At 53.3% G+C, this 17,486-nt stretch carries 13 protein-coding genes; 3 read left to right on the top strand and 10 right to left on the bottom strand.

Annotated features, from left to right (window positions below; genetic code table 11):
* Window positions 1-415: 415 nt before the first annotated feature.
* Together HCH_RS04085 and HCH_RS04080 are read left to right on the top strand one after the other, a co-directional pair.
* Window positions 416-1,441: a hypothetical protein gene (locus tag HCH_RS04085; protein ID WP_011394866.1), complete on the top strand. Its 1,026-nt coding sequence runs from the start codon at window positions 416-418 to the stop codon at window positions 1,439-1,441.
* Between the two features lie 159 nt (window positions 1,442-1,600).
* Window positions 1,601-1,825, top strand: a complete 225-nt coding sequence (locus tag HCH_RS04080) for a hypothetical protein (RefSeq protein ID WP_011394865.1) — start codon at window positions 1,601-1,603, stop codon at window positions 1,823-1,825.
* Window positions 1,826-1,889: 64 nt separating this feature from the next.
* Here the strand turns inward: HCH_RS04080 and HCH_RS04075 are convergent, their stop codons facing one another.
* Window positions 1,890-5,579 carry an SbcC/MukB-like Walker B domain-containing protein gene (locus HCH_RS04075; RefSeq protein WP_011394864.1) on the bottom strand — a complete coding sequence of 1,230 codons (3,690 nt, stop codon included), beginning with the start codon at window positions 5,577-5,579 and terminating at the stop codon, window positions 1,890-1,892.
* Window positions 5,576-6,892 carry an exonuclease subunit SbcD gene (gene sbcD / locus HCH_RS04070; RefSeq protein WP_011394863.1) on the bottom strand — a complete coding sequence of 439 codons (1,317 nt, stop codon included), beginning with the start codon at window positions 6,890-6,892 and terminating at the stop codon, window positions 5,576-5,578. Before sbcD ends, HCH_RS04075 begins: the two co-directional genes overlap by 4 nt.
* Window positions 6,893-7,214: 322 nt before the next feature.
* Between sbcD and HCH_RS04065 the strand changes: the two genes are divergently transcribed.
* On the top strand, window positions 7,215-9,044 hold the full coding sequence (locus HCH_RS04065) for a putative Ig domain-containing protein (protein ID WP_011394862.1): 1,830 nt from the start codon (window positions 7,215-7,217) through the stop codon (window positions 9,042-9,044).
* Between the two features lie 121 nt (window positions 9,045-9,165).
* Here the strand turns inward: HCH_RS04065 and HCH_RS04060 are convergent, their stop codons facing one another.
* The 8 genes from HCH_RS04060 to ehuB all read right to left on the bottom strand — a co-directional run bounded on the left by HCH_RS04060 (window position 9,166) and on the right by ehuB (window position 17,379).
* The gene (locus tag HCH_RS04060) at window positions 9,166-10,059 is read right to left on the bottom strand and encodes an ankyrin repeat domain-containing protein (protein WP_011394861.1); all 894 of its coding nucleotides are present in this window, start codon (window positions 10,057-10,059) and stop codon (window positions 9,166-9,168) included.
* Between the two features lie 71 nt (window positions 10,060-10,130).
* On the bottom strand, window positions 10,131-12,902 hold the full coding sequence (locus HCH_RS32110; protein ID WP_011394860.1) for a protein kinase domain-containing protein: 2,772 nt from the start codon (window positions 12,900-12,902) through the stop codon (window positions 10,131-10,133).
* Window positions 12,881-13,642 (bottom strand): PP2C family serine/threonine-protein phosphatase, encoded by a 762-nt coding sequence (locus HCH_RS32105; protein WP_011394859.1) that lies wholly within the window; start codon window positions 13,640-13,642, stop codon window positions 12,881-12,883. The genes HCH_RS32110 and HCH_RS32105 overlap by 22 nt, the downstream gene beginning before the upstream one ends.
* A 5-nt stretch (window positions 13,643-13,647) precedes the next feature.
* Entirely contained in the window at window positions 13,648-14,319 is a 672-nt protein-coding gene (locus HCH_RS04045; protein ID WP_011394858.1) for a vWA domain-containing protein, read from the bottom strand.
* Between the two features lie 114 nt (window positions 14,320-14,433).
* On the bottom strand, window positions 14,434-15,207 hold the full coding sequence (ehuA, locus tag HCH_RS04040; RefSeq protein WP_011394857.1) for an ectoine/hydroxyectoine ABC transporter ATP-binding protein EhuA: 774 nt from the start codon (window positions 15,205-15,207) through the stop codon (window positions 14,434-14,436).
* Window positions 15,204-15,881 (bottom strand): ectoine/hydroxyectoine ABC transporter permease subunit EhuD, encoded by a 678-nt coding sequence (gene ehuD / locus HCH_RS04035; RefSeq protein WP_011394856.1) that lies wholly within the window; start codon window positions 15,879-15,881, stop codon window positions 15,204-15,206. Before ehuD ends, ehuA begins: the two co-directional genes overlap by 4 nt.
* Complete coding sequence (gene ehuC, locus HCH_RS04030) at window positions 15,878-16,561, bottom strand: ectoine/hydroxyectoine ABC transporter permease subunit EhuC (RefSeq protein WP_238384967.1); 684 nt, start codon at window positions 16,559-16,561, stop codon at window positions 15,878-15,880. Before ehuC ends, ehuD begins: the two co-directional genes overlap by 4 nt.
* Entirely contained in the window at window positions 16,552-17,379 is an 828-nt protein-coding gene (gene ehuB / locus HCH_RS04025) for an ectoine/hydroxyectoine ABC transporter substrate-binding protein EhuB (protein ID WP_011394854.1), read from the bottom strand. Before ehuB ends, ehuC begins: the two co-directional genes overlap by 10 nt.
* Window positions 17,380-17,486: the final 107 nt, after the last annotated feature.

Raw genomic sequence — 17,486 nt, 5'->3', positions numbered from 1 at the left:
TTTGCAAAGAATCCGCCTTGCGTCCGGTCACATAAGAGATTTCCTCCCATGTCGGCGCGTACTGATTGCGCGGCCTGCGTCGCCGCAATATTAATATGGCAATGATATTGACATGTTGATATCAGGCGCATGGGTGCGCCTGCGCGGCGGCTAGCCGCGGGAGACAGGGCCTGCGCATGTCAGGCCCTGTCGTTGCAGACAAATAGAAGGAAGCTATTTGTCTGCCTGATTAATTAAGAAGCAAAACTGGCGTTCAGCAAGAGCATTCCTCGTCGCATTATGATCGCTGAAGGGATTCTGCAGTAGAACACCGACTTCGAGGACTGTTTATCAGTTTACCCTGAAATTAAGTGCTAGCCTGCCGGGTTAAAAGCCGTCATATCGAATCAGGAAAGCCTATTTCAGGGTAACAGCCATGCCTCCAACAATAATAAAGCCGCAGTTCTCCCAACGCCTAGTCCAAACATTTCGTTCAAGCCTTATCGTCAGTCTATTCGTCAGCCTGCAAGGGTGCGCTGTTAGTTGGTGGAGCAGTCCAGAAACCACTGCGCCACCGGAAGACGTTAGCCAGTTGGAAACCACCGCACCAGTTAAAGAAGCCTCGTCGGACATAGCGCAACCTCAGGTTGCATCGCCGTCGGAAGTTTTGCAGAACGATGAGGCGCAGTCTACTGATGCGCTTGTTGAGGCCATCAACAGCCCACCTCCCGCGGCAGGGCCTGCAAGCGAAGCCCGGCAGGAAGAACCTCTGCAATTGCCAAGCGCCGAGGTCGTTGTGGAAGGGTCCGTCGCCACGCCAGCACATTCCTCCGGCGAAATATCACCCGCTACGCAAGGACCGCCACAACAGACTCTGGCGATGACGCAAGTTATTCCGCCTCCAGCTGAAGACCTCAGCGCCGTCAAGGACAAGACAAACGAGCACGCTACGAAGGAGGACAACGAGGAAGCCGGCTCGCTGAAGGCTGTGGAAGTCAAAGCCCAGCCCGCCTCCATCAAACGCTCGACCACGACTGCCGCACTGAGTCAGAACATCGGTTCATTCGGCATCTGGACGTTAGAACGCAACTGGGACGGCGAACACCCAGACAGGTGCCGCCTCAGCACGCCAACCCGCCAAGTGGAAATCGGCGACCACACTTCTCAGATATGGCTATCCCTGGAGCCAGGACGTTTTGTCGTTTACGCCTCCTCCGACATTTTTCTGAAAAAACGGGGCGTGGGCTTACGTCTGGACCAGTCCAAACTGATGTCTTTTTCCCAGCAAGACTATCCCACCCGCAGCCTCGTCTTATCCGATATCACTGACGAGATTGAGAAAAGCAAAATGCTGCATGTTTACCTGGTGTTAGGTGAGCAAAAGTCATCGCTTTCTCACCAGGAATTCAGCTTGCAGGATATGCGTAAGGCGATCCCCGCACTCAAGCGTTGCAATAGCTGAAAAGCCTTATTTTTCAAGGGCGGACAGCAAGTCCGCCCTGGCCTACATTCCTGCTTTCAGCCTTAAGCAATAATGCTTACAGAGAATCCACTACAGACCGCTAACCGACTGATTCTTTAGACTACTCTCGAATACATAGAAACATATACGGTTAGTGTTGTGGACTGGATAATCAATAGCAGCCAAAGAAACGCCATTCATCCAAGCGGACTTGAGCTGTTCTTTTACGCATTCGGCGGCGAGTTACGGGAGTTGATGCTCCGTAATATCCCGGAAGAATTATCAGCCTCAGAAGTCCGTGAGTTAGTGCAAGATGGTGAGAAAAAAATCACCAACTTCTTCGGACTTGAGAGCGATCCCCGCAAAGTGCACATCCTGCTCTAAGCGGACAAAAAACCGAGGCGAACGCCTCGGTTTTTTATTGTCTTCATTTTTTCCAAATTCCGCGCTACATGGCGCTCTCCAGGCAATATCGGTTATCCAACCGGCTGACGCCCAATCCGCTCATCTTCTTCACTTTGATCTGTACGGAAATACGCTCTTTCATCGCCTCTACATGGCTGATGACGCCGATCATCTTGCCGCTTGCGTTCAGGCAATCCAGTGCGTCCAGCGCCACCTCCAGTGTCTCGCTGTCCAGGGCGCCAAAGCCTTCGTCCAGAAATAACGAGTCGATGCTGGTTTTATGACTCACCAGGTCTGACAACGCCAGCGCCAACGCCAGGCTCACCAGGAAGCTTTCTCCACCTGACAGGGTTTTGGTGTCTCTGACGGTATCCGCCTGCCAGGTATCCACCACTTGCAGCTCAAGAGCTTCGCCTTCGCGACGCTCCAGTTCATAGCGACCATGCAAGCGACTCAAATGCTGGTTGGCGAGGTACACCAGATGATCCAAAGTCAGCCCTTGCGCATAACGGCGGAACTTGGCGCCGTCCGCCGCCCCGATCAGACTGCTCAGATAAGCCCAGTCGTCGTAACGTTGTTGTTGCGACTCAATATCTACCAATAGTTTTTGCCGACTCATGCGCCGAGTCTGATCGCTTTGCAAGAGCTGCCTGATTTCGCCCTGCTTTTGACTGACCGCCTTCAGGCCATCGGCGACCGTTTGTAGCTGCTCCGCCAATTCGGGCTCACTTAGCTGAGTCGCCGGCGTCGCCAATAGCTCATTCAGTTCGGCTTCCGCCCGCTGCTTCAACGTCGCCGCCCGATCCTTCTGCTGATCCAGTTCCTGCTTCAATACCGCCAGCGCCTGTCGCTCCTCTTCATTGAGCAACGCCTGCTCAAAGGCGGTTTGATCCGCAAAGCGGCTGGCTGCAAGCGCTTCGCTCCATAAGCGCTCGGCATCGGATAATAAGGCGCGCTGCGAGCCTAATTGCGTCTTCAGTAATTCCTCGCGTCCCAAATGCTGCTGCAAAGCAGTGTCGGCTCTTTCTTTGTCTTCCTGCAATGTGGTCCAGCGCTTTTCCGCCGCCGCCAACTGCTCTTGCATACGCTTGCGCTCCTCCGTCGGCGATTTATCACCGAACAGCGCCTGACGTTGCGCTTTTTTCTCCGCCAACGCCGCTTGCGTCTGCGTCAAGTTTTCCTGTAACCCTTTTAAGGTCTGCGCAATCTCCGTAGCTTTCTCCGCAGCATGCTCCAGCTGACGCTCCAGATCCCCCGCCTGCTTCACGCCCTGCTCCAGCTTCTCTTGACGAGCCTGATACTCTCGCGCTTCAGCGTTACGTGTTTCCAGCCATGCATCCTGTTCTTCATCCCGGGGCATCGCGTAGCCCAAGGTGGCGAACGCCTCCGACACCCCCTGTTCCAGAGCGCTCAGCGCAGCGCTTTGCTCCGCCTGCTGCGTTAGTTGCGCATTAATCTCTTTGCTGAGATTTTGCAGGTCGCGTTGTTGCAGCTCCAGTTTTCTGAGAATCTCGCCGAGTTCCTGCTCCGCAGCAGTAGCGGACTCTTTAGCCTGCTGCAATTGTTTTTCCGTTTGCTCCAATGATCGGACACGCTCCGCCAGCGCATTTTCTTTGGCTTCTTCTTTCTGTAAATAGACATCCACGGCATTTTGCGCGCCAGCCGGCGCATCAATGACCAAATTTACGCCGAATTCACCGCACAATTGCGTCCACTCGGCCTGCAGCGCCGTCATTTCCCGCTCCAGCTTTCCACGTGCGCCTGCGCCAATTTCCAGCTCACTGGACAGCCGGGCCGCCGCTTCGTTCAGCTTTTTACCCTTCTCTTCCAGTTCCTGAAGTTGCTTGCGCTTTTCCTGCAGACGTTTCTCCGTGTCGGACTCCTGCTGCGCCTCATACGCAGCGATACCGGGATGTTCATGAGACCCGCACAGCGGACAGGGCTCGCCAGGACTCAGACGGGAGCGATGCTCACTGAGAGACGCAATCTGGCGTTCCTTCTGCATCAGACGATCAAGATCATCCAGGTGCGCTTTCTCCGCCTTATATTGCTTGCGCATCATCAGCAGAGATTGCTTGCCTTGCGCCAGCTCTCCCTCACGTTCCTGCAATTGCGCCTTAAGCTCAGCCAGCTCCTGTCGCCGTTTGCCATAATCATCCGCCAGACGCCCCAACCGAAAACGGTCGGTCCGGCTTTTTTGCATTGACGCCAGACATTCACGCAGCTCGGCATCGGTTTCCCCGGATAAAACGCCAAGTATCGCCTTTTGAGTGTCCGCGACCACCCGGCGGTGCTCTTCAAGCACCTTAAGCGCCTCCGTCTGGGCTTCCTGCAAACGACCGGATTCCACTTCCTGTTTACGCTGCTCAGCCTCGCGCGCCTTAATCGCCTCCGCCAGTTTTGTCAGTTCGCCCCTGGCTTTTGTTCGCTGCGCCAGACGCTCCCGCCATAACGGCAGACTCTCCGGCAGCAACTTATGGGAGCGTCTGCTTTCGAGGTATTCATTCGCCGCTTGAATCTCCTCCCGCAACGCTTTTAGCTGGACGCTGAGCGCTTTTTCCTGCTCACTGGATTCATCCCGACGACGCACTACCTCAGCAACAGTCTCCTGTTGCTGTCCCATCAGGGAATTTAGCTGTTCAATAGCCTGATCCAGCGGCATGACTTTTTCCGCTACCAAGCTTTCCAGCTCTTCACGTTGCGTCTGCAGTTGCATCAATGCTTTTTTCGCCAGAGCTAGTTCGGAAGATTTGCGCTCCAGCTCTACTCGAGCTAGTTCCAGGCTTTCCGTCAGAGACTTGATATGCCTTTCCGTCTGCGCATACGCGTCATGGGCCTGCTGGTAATCTTTATAAAAAGGACGCAGTTTCTCAGCCGGTTCGCTTAGAGCCAAACGCCCCAGATCGGTCTTCTCCTGTTCCAGCCGCGCGGTCGCCTCAGTCAGTCGCAGCTCTGCTTCCTTAAAGGACTGCTGCGCCTGGGTAACTCGGTCCAGCCACTGCTTCTGCGTTCGCAAAGACTCCAGGCGTTCAGCTTCTGTTTTTTCCTGAGTTTCGAGAGCCGTCGATTCTTCGTAATACGCAGTCAGCTCATCGTCACTGAGCAGATCCTGCCCTTCCGCCTTGGCTCGCAGTCGTTCCAGCTCTCCTTTCGCATCACGCTGGCGTTCAAATACCCTGGCGGAAATCTTGCCGTAGATTTCGGTGCCGGTCAGTTCTTCCAGCAATTCAGCCCGTTCGTTTGCGGGGGCGTTTAAAAACGCCGCGAAGCCGCCCTGCGCCAACAGCATGGATTTAGTGAAGCGAGCAAAGTCCAGGCCTGTTAACTCGGCTATCAGCGTCAGCTTATCCTTCACTTTATCCGCCAGGATCTTGCCGTCCGCCGTCGCCAGTTCAACGTGCGGCGGCTGAAACCGGCCTTCCGCCAGATTGCGCGCACGCCGTTGGCTCCAAAAGGCGCGATAGGCCTCGCCTTTGACTTCAAACTCGACCTCCGCCAGACACTCCGCCGTATGCCGGGTCATAATTTCGTTGTTGGTCGGCGAGACATTGATCCGTGGCGTCTGGTGATACAGCGCCAGACAGATCGCATCCAGCAATGTGGTTTTGCCTGCGCCGGTCGGGCCGGTAATGGCGAACAATCCATTACTATGGAAAGGGTCCGCTCTGAAATCTACTTTCCACTCGCCCTTGAGTGAGTTCAGGTTTTTAAGACGAAGGCTCAAAATTCTCATACATCGCCCCCCGTCACAGACGTTTCGACATGGGGTTCAGCTTCAGCATCCGCCTCCAAACCGTCCCCAAGCACATCATTCTCCACCTGGCGGAACATGCCTAATAGACGTTGTCGCCGCGCCTCCGCCTCCTCTCCCTCCCAGACTTCCTGAGCGAGACGGCGCTCAAAAACTTCTTCCACCGTCAACTCCGCCAATGTTTCTTTCTCCAGCCGTTCCAGCCTAAGCCCCTTGTTCTTACGTTCGCGACGCACCAAAAGCACTTCCACTGGCAGAGCGCCGACCATGTCCTGGATGCGGCGCTGCAAATCATCAAGGTAGTCTTGGGTCGCCGCCACCTCAATATCGACCCAGACTTTATCCGCATTGCTGAATAGCGACAGTTGTGAATTGGGCGCAACAATGGAACCCAGCTGTTTCTCTATGGATTTCAGATCTCCGCGTATCACCTGCATAGGCTGAAAGCAGGGAGTCTCCAGGGGCGTCACCTGTTGCAGGCGCCCATCTTCGAAATCCACCATTAATACTGATTTGGACTGCTCCGCTTCATCAAAACTCAGAGGAATCGGCGAACCGCTGTAACGAATATGTTCCTGACCGCCCACCTTCTGTGAGCGATGAATATGGCCTAAAGCGATGTAGTCCACTGGAGGAAAGGCGCCAGAAGGAAATGCGTCCAGAGCGCCAATATAAATATCCCGCACCGATTCCGTAAGTTCCGCTCCCACCGTCGTCAAATGACCGGTGGCGATGATGGGCAATGCTTCGCCGAATTCCTCGCGGCGCGCCTGCGCCAACTGAAACAGACGCGCATAGTAGTCAGCGATCGCCTGCTGCAATGCCTGCTGTTTCTCCGCCCCATCCTGCCCGGCCTTGCTGGTGGTAAGATCCCTTTGCCGCAAAAAAGGAACCGCACACAGAATCGCCCCCGGCTCCTCATTGCGGTCATTCAACAGCAGCACATTATTTTCTGGCGTACCAGGCATACCGGCGACGACATGCACGTTCAGGCAGGCCAACAGATCTTTGGACTCATTCAACGTGGCGACGGAATCATGATTACCCGCCAGCAGCACCAGCTGACAGTCAGTGCGCTGCAACTCCACGACAAAGCGGTTGTACAACTCCCTCGCATAACTGGGCGGCGCTCCGGTGTCGAAAATATCGCCAGCGACGATTAAAGCATCCACCTCATGCACCTGGACTTGCTCCAACAGCCAGTTGAAAAACATGGCGTGCTCGTCCGCCCGGGTTTTACCGAAAAAGTGCTGGCCAAGGTGCCAGTCCGAGGTATGAAGAATACGAAAGGTCATTAGAAAAAGTCAGCCGAATCCAAATTTCGGCAAAGTTTACGAAGCTTGGCGGGTAAAGGCTATAGATGAAGGGCGGAAGGTGATAACTCTCCTAATAATTCGCCCAGCCTTTAAGCGCGAAAAAAATGCTTTCGAGCCCAAATCAAAACCTGCTATCACATTTCAAGTCAAAAACTTACCTAGTGCACACCCTAGTTATGTCGTTATAACGAGTAGTATAGATTTGCGACGCGGACACGGATGGCCGAACAAATTTTCTCCTTCCGTGACGCCCATAAAACGATAAAGCTCTTAAACAACCGACTACGGAGTTAATTCGGTCATGTTAAAGAAACAAACTACTCATATCTTTCAATCAAAGCTAGCTCGCAATCTCGCATTGCTTGCGCCGCTTGGTTTAATCGCATCAGCAGGTTCAGCAAGCGCTGAAGACTTTTCTCTGGCACTTAACGTTCTGGTGAAAAATAATTCCGACAGCAGCATTTATGCTCAACCACCAAAGTTTTCAAGCATCACTCCTATCGGCTCTCAGTCAACCGACGCGACTGGGGTTGTCATCGAAGGGCCAGCAACATTAAGCGGCTCTAACTGGTGGCATGTGGATTTTGATTCAGGTGTTGATGGCTGGATTAGTGAAAGCTCTTTAACTGCTACCTCTAGCCCACAAGGGAAACCTGCAAATATTTACTCAATGGTGAGCTTAACGCCAGAAATCGTTTCCTGGCCACTAACAAAGGCTTACCCTGGAGTTGAATACAACATTCGACTAGGCGTAATTGGCGGTAAGTTTCCTTATACCTTTGGCTTAACGCAAGCGCCTTCAGGCATGTCTATCCATCCCAAAACAGGTGAAATATCTTGGAAGCCTTCCGCCTCTTTAGAAGGGCAAAGCTACCAAGTAAAAGTGGATGTATATGACAGCCTTCAGCAAATGACCTCACAGGAGTATACACTCCAAGTAACATCCACAGGCTTCCACTTCGTATCTCCCTATGGATCTGACGAAAGCGGAGATGGAACAATCAACAGTCCATGGAAAACCATTTCACATGGTGTTGATCAAGGAACTACAGATGATATTCTGTATGTTCGCGGTGGAGACTATTATGAGCTTATTAATTTCTCCGCGAACAAAACCAATAAAGTTCTTGCGTTCCCAAGTGAAACCCCAGTTGTCGATGTAAACTATGCAGGGGTAATGGACACCAAAGGCGAATTTGGCGTCATTGATGGACTAGAGATTAAAAACTGTGCTCGCTGGTGCTTCTATGTCAGCGGAGCTGAAACAGACTGGATATTTAGAAGAAATCATATGCATCACTTATATGACACTTCCACTTCTGGAAATCCATCTTTTATTTTCTTCAATGATGGAGGCAGATATAACACCGCCCGCTTCGTAATACAAAACAATACCTTTCATGATTTATTTGATCGCGGTTCAGGTATCCATGGAGACAACACATCCAACCACCATGGCTCTTCAATGGTTATGTACGATGTGCGAGAGTCTCTAGTTGAAGATAATGTCGCATACAACATTGACGGCAATGGTTACCACGACAAAGATAACTCATTCAAGAATACGTTTAGAGGCAATCTAGCCTACAACGTTAGTCAAGCTGGCTTATCTATTTCCAATCAATACTATTCCTTTGGAGTAGACATTCTTAATAATAAGCTTACTGGTAAGTTTGTCGGGCTCCGAGTCGGCCATCAGAATGTTGGTGTTATAGGCAATATCCTTGCCCATCACAATACAGTATATGGTGGAATGGAGCACAAAAACGGCACTACTCCAGTGGGTGGAGCGAATAGCATACAAATTCGTGACAATATTATTGATAGCATCGGATCATCTAGACCTGCTGTTTTCTGCTGTAACACTGGAGATGGTGGAGCATGGGCCTCTGAAATTTCCGAGAGAGACTACAATCTATATTCAACATCTAGCTCCATCATCGCAGGCATGTGGGGAAGCAATCGCTTCACAATGTCTACATGGAACTCATTTGGCCAAGATGTTAATAGCATTGTAGGAAGCCCCATGCTCACAGGTCCAGCCTTCCGTGACTACACCCCGCTCCCCAACTCCCCAGTCTGTGGCGCAGGCAGTGACGGCTCCGACATCGGCGCTGTTCCCTGTAACTGATGTCATCGATAAGAGTGTAATAATCGGCTGACTAACAGCCGCGAGACAGGCCGGGCATCCATCAGGAAGCTCGGCCTTTTTACTTAGAGAAGCGAAATAGAGTGTGGGCTACTGTTTGCAGCTATAGCAACCAGTTGTGATAAGGCCTGTCCATTAAATAGTACTTGCAGCGATCCTCCCGTTGTTTATCGGAGAGTTCCTTCAGCCGCGCGTAGATAACATCCTCCTGTAGCAAGCTCTTCGGGTCTTCATGGCTTCCGTTACCGGACATGGCTCGTCTGATCATGCGGCTACCAATCATGGCGATGCGTAGTTTGATTGGGCCTACGCAGGTATAGGACTCCAGGTTAACATTCGGGGGCTCAGGTAAATTAAACAGCAGCTCCAGTATCGCCATGTTCTCCGTGTAAACCGCGTACATCATCGGGCTCCACCCAAAGTCATCTTTCTGGTTCAACAGTGCTTTAAAGGAACTCAGATACTTCACCGCCTCTTTATTCTGGTAAAGAATCGCCAGCATCAATGCATTGCGCCCAAACTCCGTCCGCGCCATCACTACTTTTTTATCCAGCGCGCGCAATTCTTTTACCTTGTTACGAGCCGCCAAACGATGGGCGATATTCCATTGATCGATAGAGGACACCAACGCCATGGTGAGATAAGGGTTGTCATGCTTTTTGGATTCAACGACCGCCGTGTACATAGCGTTATAGTTATCGCTACGGGGAAACTTCACGCCAGCGCGCAGGGCATCCAAAAGCGCTTCATACATTCCATCTCGGGCTAGAAAATTGAGATAAGAGATTCCCCCGTACGCCTGCGTATTTTTATCCGTGTATTTATCTGGATTAATGCCTTGCGCCGGATAATGAGTATGCTTGGCGTTTTTCATCATCTCCGGCCATGCTGTGTCCACTAACTGATCCCACTGCAATCTGTCCGCCGCATATAACGCCTCCGCCTTCACCCTCTCAGTTTCTGCTTTGGCCCAGCAAGAAACCAACAGGATGGACATCGTAATTCCCGTGACCAATGTCCTCGCGATACACTTTTTAGCGATGGATGGGCCTCCCCTGAAAAACGCCATCATGTATTGCTCTCGTTTCCAAAAAAGTAGTCATCAAGCTTCTCCGCAGGACTACGGCGCCCCAGCGCCTCCAGGGCAGCTTTCTCTTGGTTCGACGCCGCTCCTTGCGCGGACAGACGGCGCTGATAAGCTTCTTTCAAAGTTAAATTGCTACTATTGCGCCGCAACGTCGACGCCCCCAGGCTAGGCAGACGTTGCACCAACTCCGGCGAAACCCAGTTCACCAAGTAATGCACCAGCGTCTCGCCGTCTTTATCCACCCACTCGACAGCAGACTGATCTTTCAACAGCCAGACCAATAGCCTCTCTGCGTTATTGCGGCTTCCTTTAAGAATCAAGCGAATCTCGCCTTCCCATTGAGGAAAATTCCGCGCCATATCCCAGAGCACTTTCTGCTTAACGCCCGGAGCCTCGGCCTCCATTTCGTTCAAAAAGTCAGCGACGCCTTGTAGATCTTCCCCACTGCTGTTCTTCATGCCTGTCATTGCCGCCAGCGCGCAGGCCAACTGCGGCTGCCGAACCAGATAGTTCATCCCCCCTTCTTTCAAAGTTATCTGCGATGACGAACCTCCCGTTCTCCGCCGAGTGCTGTAGTACGAGGTTGTATTATTACGGGATTTAATAATATTAAGGTTGCCGACGCCCAGGGTATAAATAGCGCTGTACAGCCCGTCGCAACTCAAAGGCAATGCTTTAACCGCACTTGGAAGCTGGGAAATATCTTTCGCCTTAAGCGCGCTGGTGGCGATAACCTCATCGCGCTCGGCTTGTTGTTTTTGGGAAAGCTTAGCGTCCTGAAAAGAAATGGCTGGGTGCTTGAGAAGCTTCTCCATACCTTCCTGGTTGTCTTCAGCGACAGTAGCAACGATCCAATCCACCTTATCCAAATCTACAACCGGGCGTGGGGGTAATATCTCCACAAAATCCTTAACATTGTGCTTGGCGGTCCACTTCCAAAGGGGCTCAAATATAGATTCTTCTATGGCGTTCACCACTCTTCTGCCGCGTGAATACTCCGGGTCCAGCTCATCGCCAGGCGTTTCCCCGCCCAACGCCCGACGACCGTGATCTTCACTCAAAACCGCCAGGCGCTGTCGCCAGGTATCCCGCAATTCCTGCTGATAATACTGAGTCGCCAGATACTCTGACACTGCTTCATCAATATACTCCAGAGGCTCGCTATAGTAGCCCATATAGGACCCGTTATAGCTCAGCGAAATCGACTCCAAGGTTAGCCAGCGTTGATAGTTCTGCGGCGCAGAAGACAGTTTTTGCAGTAAGCGCCAGAGCGTATCGCCATCCACCACGCCGGCGTCAACAATGTATCCCTTCGCGTAAGTGATCGAGACAGTCCCCAGACAACTGACTCCATGGATGTTATCCAAAGCCAATTCAAGATACGACGAGTCTTTGGAGGCGATAGCCTGGTAAAGCAGATTGTAGTCTTTATCACTGTCACAAACGGGCCATCCCAGATCTAAGGCGGCCTCCGTAACGCCAGGCCAGCGCCAGGAAGCTATCACCGGATTCAAAATCGCTGATAACAGAAACGGAATAACCACGGCTGAAAGAGCCGCGATCAGCCCCCACTTGAGCTTGCGCGGCATCACTATAGGCTGTGCAGCAGGCTGAGGCGTCTGAGTATATTGGGGCTGCGCCCGCCACGCAGGTTGTGGAGCGGTTCCGCCTCGGGGACGTTGAGCCTGACCGGGTCTCTTGGCTTTACGCTTTACGCTGTTCGCCGCTTTTTGTTCGACGGAACAGAACGGACATCCATTGCCGAAACTCAAGTGCTCCTTGTTATTCGGACAGGGTTGCAAAGGGGAGTCATTTCCCGCCAGCAACCAATGCAGATGGTCGCTCCACTCCTGTGCGCTTGGTCTGGCGTAGGGCGATTTAGTGAAGGCGTTTTCAAATAACTGACGCGTGCGCGTATCCAGCGACTGGTGAATACTCCACGGCGAAGGCGCAATCCGAGGATGCTCCTGCAGGCCATAAGCATACAACCCCGCACCAATACGCTCGTGGTTGGTCGTGGGTAAATTGGCGCCGCCTTTGGGGGCTCCCTGAAACGGATGTACGCCTTGATTAAGCAGTTGAAACAGGATGACCGCCAATGCAAAACGGTCCTGCTCTTCGCCGAGTTGATCCGGTCCTTGACGCCCCTTAATGGCTTCCGGGGCGATGTAGTCAGGTGTGTACTGGTGCGCCGTGAAGCGCTTGCCAGCGCCTTGAATACTGAAACCGTCGCAGTCCAGCAAAGCGGTAAAGAAAGTCTCCCGATAAACATTGATGTTTATCGGCTTCATGTCGACGACATGGTGGCGCTTACGATGCAGCGCGGCAATCAAAGCCGCCACGTTTTTGGCGGCGGAAAGGCGGTATCCGTAATGTTCCGGTAGCTTGCTGAACTGCCTTGTCTTACGGTTCAACATCATTTCCAGTGAAACCGCCCGGGACAGATCGACGAAAGGCATCAGATAGCCTTTCAGATTGCCTCGTGCGTCCATCAGAATGGACAGCGGCCAGGCGATTTGCACAAAGCGATGGCCGTCGTGCTCGATATGAGACAGCTCCGGCGAGTTCGCCAGCATGGCCTCCAGCTTGGCGCGCCGCCCTGGGTCCTGCTCCGGTTTGTGGTAGATTTTGGCGACCAGATCAGGACGTCCGTCGACACGATAAATCGCAGCGTCCGCGCCTTGTCCCAGAGGTTTATCCAACAGGCGGACGGCTCCGCCGCCCACCTCAATCAGCGTTTGCGTCTGGCCCATAACAGCGTCTTGTCGTCGCCGGAAATACGGCGGGCGTTAGCGTGATCGAGAATCTGCTTGAGCGCAGCGACGCCACGCTCTTCGTCGTTCTGCTCCAGAAAAACGCAGACTGGATCGATAAAATCGCGATCCAGCCCGTTCGCAGCGGGTTTGGCGGTGAAGCTGTATGCGCCGTCCGTCACCAGCACCAGTTCATCATAACCCGCAGGCACAGGGGTTATGCGCAAATGTCGGCGCCAGCCGTCCTGGGTGAAAAAGAAGGTTTCTTCCGCATATTCGCCATTCTCCGGCAGGCACAACAGACAGGGCGCCCATTGCCGGTCCTGCACCGCCGCCGCCATGCCGTCGCCAATTTGCAGAACAAATCCGCCGTTGTCGCCAATAACGGCGGCGGCCAGGGTGGCGTGGAAGTCCGCCATACTGGCGGCGGGATAGTTCTGCAGTAGAGCGCTACGACAGGCGTCGATGGCCTGCTCCGCAGTCCGGCGAATGCTTGACTCGTCCCATTCCAATAAAGGCAGGTCCGCGAAAGCATCCACGACACACTGGCTCAGCATACGGCTGCCGTGCTCCGACAACGCGGCGGAGCCAGCGCCGTCACTGACCGCCGCGATAAGAGAACCGCCGACAACACGCCAACTGAACGCATCCTGACAGGGAAGTCCGTCCCGGATATGATGCGGACCAGCAACACTGGCCGCGACCACTTTCCAGGCCGGCTCTGGATAACTGCTTGTCATAAAAATCAGACTTCGACTTCAGACCAGTCTGTCGCAGGCAACTGCACTTTCTCACCGGGAGAGGACACCGATACAGTGGCCATACTACGGCTCAGCCACACGAACAGCTCACGGAATTGCAGGCCTTTCAGCTTCTTGGCGCCTTTGTTTGAAAACTGATTTAGCGTCTCGAATGTTGCGCCTTCCACACCGATGGGGAAAATCACGACTTTACGATTTTGCTCTGCATGGCGGCAGCGATCAGCCACTGCTTCCCAGTTAAAGTCTGTGGGGGCGCCGTCGCTGATGAGGATAATCCAGGGGCGGGTGGAGGAAATTCCGTTGGCGTCGTAGGCCGCTTTCTGGTCTTCGATTTTGTCGAGCGCCAGATTCATGGCCCCTCCAAGGGGAGTCGTACCGTTCGCAAACACTTCAGGGGCGTTGAAGTCCATCGCATCCACCCAGTCCGTCAGCACTTCCGCCTGATCGTGATTGCCTGCGCGGATGACCAGCAACTGCACGCGCATCGCGGTGCTGGCGTCTTCTTTCAACGCCCGCTCCAACAACTTCAGTCCTTCGTTGAGCTGTCTGATCGGCTCGCCGAACATGGAGCTGGAGCCGTCCAGAACCAGAACGCAGGGGGTGCGCTGGCTGTTGTTATCGTTAAAAACCACATCCGGAATCAATGTGTCAGACATACCTACTCCTCGCTTACTTCCAGAAATTCAGGCAAAAGAAACACAAAGCGCTATTTTTTCAAAGGCCCCTTCACAAACTCGCCCAAGCTGAGTTGGACGACATTCTGAAGGATATCAGGCGCTGATGAAAGCATTCAGAAACGCCTGGGTGCGCTCTTTCTCCGGCGCTACGAAAATCTTGTCCGGCGGACCTTCTTCGAGAATCCGGCCCTGATCGAAAAAGCAGACGCGGTCGCTGATCTCCCTGGCGAAATACATCTCATGGGTCACCAACAGCATAGTGAAGCTATGTTCTTTGGCGAGATTGCGAATAACGTCCAGCACCTCATCCACCAGCTCTGGGTCAAGCGCCGAGGTGATCTCATCCAACAGCAGGATCTCCGGACGCATGGCCAATGCGCGAGCGATGCCGACCCGTTGCTTCTGGCCGCCGGACAATTGAGCGGGATAACTGTCCGCCTTATCTTGCAACCCTACCAGGGCAAGCAAGTCCATGGCTTCCCGCTCGGCTTCCTGCCGGGTTTTACCTTTCACCCGCATGGGCGCCTCGGTGATATTGCGACGCACCGTCATATGGGGAAACAGATTAAAGTGCTGAAACACCATTCCCATATGATTGCGCATTTTGCGCAGATGCTTTTTATCAGCAGGGACGAGGCGATCGCCTTTATGCATATGCCATAACGGCTCGCCTTTCACATTGACCACGCCGCCGTCGATACCCTCAAGCGTCATCAGGATGCGCAGTAAGGTGCTTTTCCCAGAACCGCTGGAGCCGATAATAGAAACGATCTCCCCTTCAGCGACAGAGAAGTTGAAATTATCGAACAGCGCCAATTCGCCGAACTGCTTTTTTACGTTCTTAAACTCAATGATGGGGGAAGTCATCTCAGACTGAATCCTTCTTTCGGAAAGCGGCGCTCAACCTGATGTACGCCAAGGGCTGCGACGATGCTGAACGCCAGATAAAGCAAGCCGACCAGCGTGAACGGCTCCAGATAACGAAAATTTTCCGAACCCAGAATCTTCGCCGTCTGCAACATTTCCAGCAAAGTAATGGCGGAGAGCTGGGGCGTTTCCTTAAACATCGCGATGATGTAATTTCCCGTCGCAGGAATCATGGCGCGCAACGCCTGCGGCAGAATAACGTCGCGATAGGTTGTGAGCTGAGACAGATTAAGCGCTCTGGCGGCTTCCCACTGCCCCTTCTCCACGCCGTCGATGCCGCTGCGGAACACCTCGGAAAGATAGGCCCCGTAGTGCGCGCCAAGCGCCAGCACGCCCGTCGTCATGGGCGACATGCTGACGCCGAACTCGGGCATGACGTAGTACAGAAAGAAGATCTGCACTAGCAAAGGAGTGCTGCGAATAAACTCCACCACCCAATAAGTCGGCCAACTGATCCAACGCAAAGCGCTGCGACGCAGCATAGACAGCATCAGACCTGCCGCAATCGCCAGCAAGCTGCCCAACAGCGTCGCCGCCAGCGTGATTTGAGCCGCGTTCAATAGATCCGGCAGCACTTCCCAGGTGAAGTCCCAGTCCCAATTCAATTCGATCATGAGCGCAGCCCTCCTCTATCCATACCTCGGCCCAACCGCGCTTCCAGCAGTCGAAACAGATACGCCATCACTTGTGCAATGACAAAATAAATCAGCAGCACCAGGCCGAATATTTCGCCAACCTGCAGGGTCGCGTCCGCCAGCGTTTTAGCTTTGTAGGTGAGATCGCCGATGGTGATCAGAGACACCAGCGACGTCGCCTTCATCAGCTCAATCGCGAGGTTGCCGAACGGCGGGATCATGTTGACCAAGGATTGCGGCAAGATAATGCGCCAGAGACGGCTCCAGGGCGTAAAATTCAACGCCACCGCCGCTTCGTACTGACCTTTGGGCACAGCCAGCACGGAGCCTCTCACCACCTCTGCGCCATAAGCGCCGATGTTCAGCCCCAGCGCAATGACACTGGCTGTCATGGCGTCCAGGCTCAAGCCGAAAAACGGCAACACAAAATAAATCCAATACAGCTGAATCAGTGCGGAGGTGCCGCGAAAAAACTCAATGTAGACGCGCGCGATCTGTCGCAGGGGCGTGGGCGCGAATAGTCGCGTCAAGCCAGCGATAAAAGCCAGCGCCCCTGCGACAGGCAGAGACAGGCAGAGAATTTTCAGGGTAATCCAGGCGCCCTCTAGCAGGATGGGCGTCAGTTCGCTCAGTTCCATGAGATAAAGGCTTAGTTGCACAGCTCCTGAGTAGTGACGTCTCCCGGTAAGGTGTGTTTACCAAAACCGTATTCTTCCACCATGCTGACGTGTTGCTCCGTTCCCAGGAAGCCATCCAGCACTCGATTGAAGTTGTCGCGCAAGGTTTCATCGCCTTTACGGAAACCGAATGCGCCATAGCCTTTGACAGACTCGCCTTCGATCTTCAGTTCATCAAACGGCTGCGCCAATTCAACCCGCTCGTCTTTCTGCGCCAATTGCGCCATGGTGAGACTGGTCCCCGCCAATGCATCAATACGTCCGGCTTTCAGCGCCGCTACGCCAGCAGGATAATCCGGCAGTGTCACAATACGATCCAGCGGCACGCCGAACTTTTTGGCGTAACCGAACTCTACGGCGCCAGCCATAACGCCCATTTTTACTCCATCCGCTTTTTTCACATCACCGTAACCATGTAACCCTTTGGGATTGCCGTCCAGCACCAGAAAGCCCTCGCCGATAGTGTAAGTCGGATTGGAAAACAGCACCTGTTTGCACCGCTTAGGGTTCACATACATGCCGGCGGCAATGACGTCGAACCGGCCAGCTTTCAGCCCGGGAATCAGAGAGCCGAACTCTGTCACCACCACTTCCACGTCGTCCACGCCGAGTTTGTCCAGCACGTACATGGCGATGGACGGCGCTTCACCGGCGGGCTCTCCCATGGGAGTGAGGTAACCATAAGGGCGCTCATTGGCGACCCCCAGGGTAATCTTGCCTTCTTTACTGATCTCATCCCAGGTATCCGCCATGGTAAAAGTGGAGAGTGTGAGCAGAATAAACGCGAATATGCTTTTCATGACTTCCCTCGAATTCCTTATATCACTAAACAAAAGTACTTATCATAACCCTTAAAAATCATAAGTAGCTCAAAATTAATTCTCAATAATTATTTTGAATTCTAACA

It is taken from the genome of Hahella chejuensis KCTC 2396 (assembly GCF_000012985.1).
Classification (GTDB): Bacteria; Pseudomonadota; Gammaproteobacteria; order Pseudomonadales; family Oleiphilaceae; genus Hahella; species Hahella chejuensis.
Note: the sequence above shows the minus strand (reverse complement) of the source record. Positions and strands in the feature narration are given on the sequence as shown.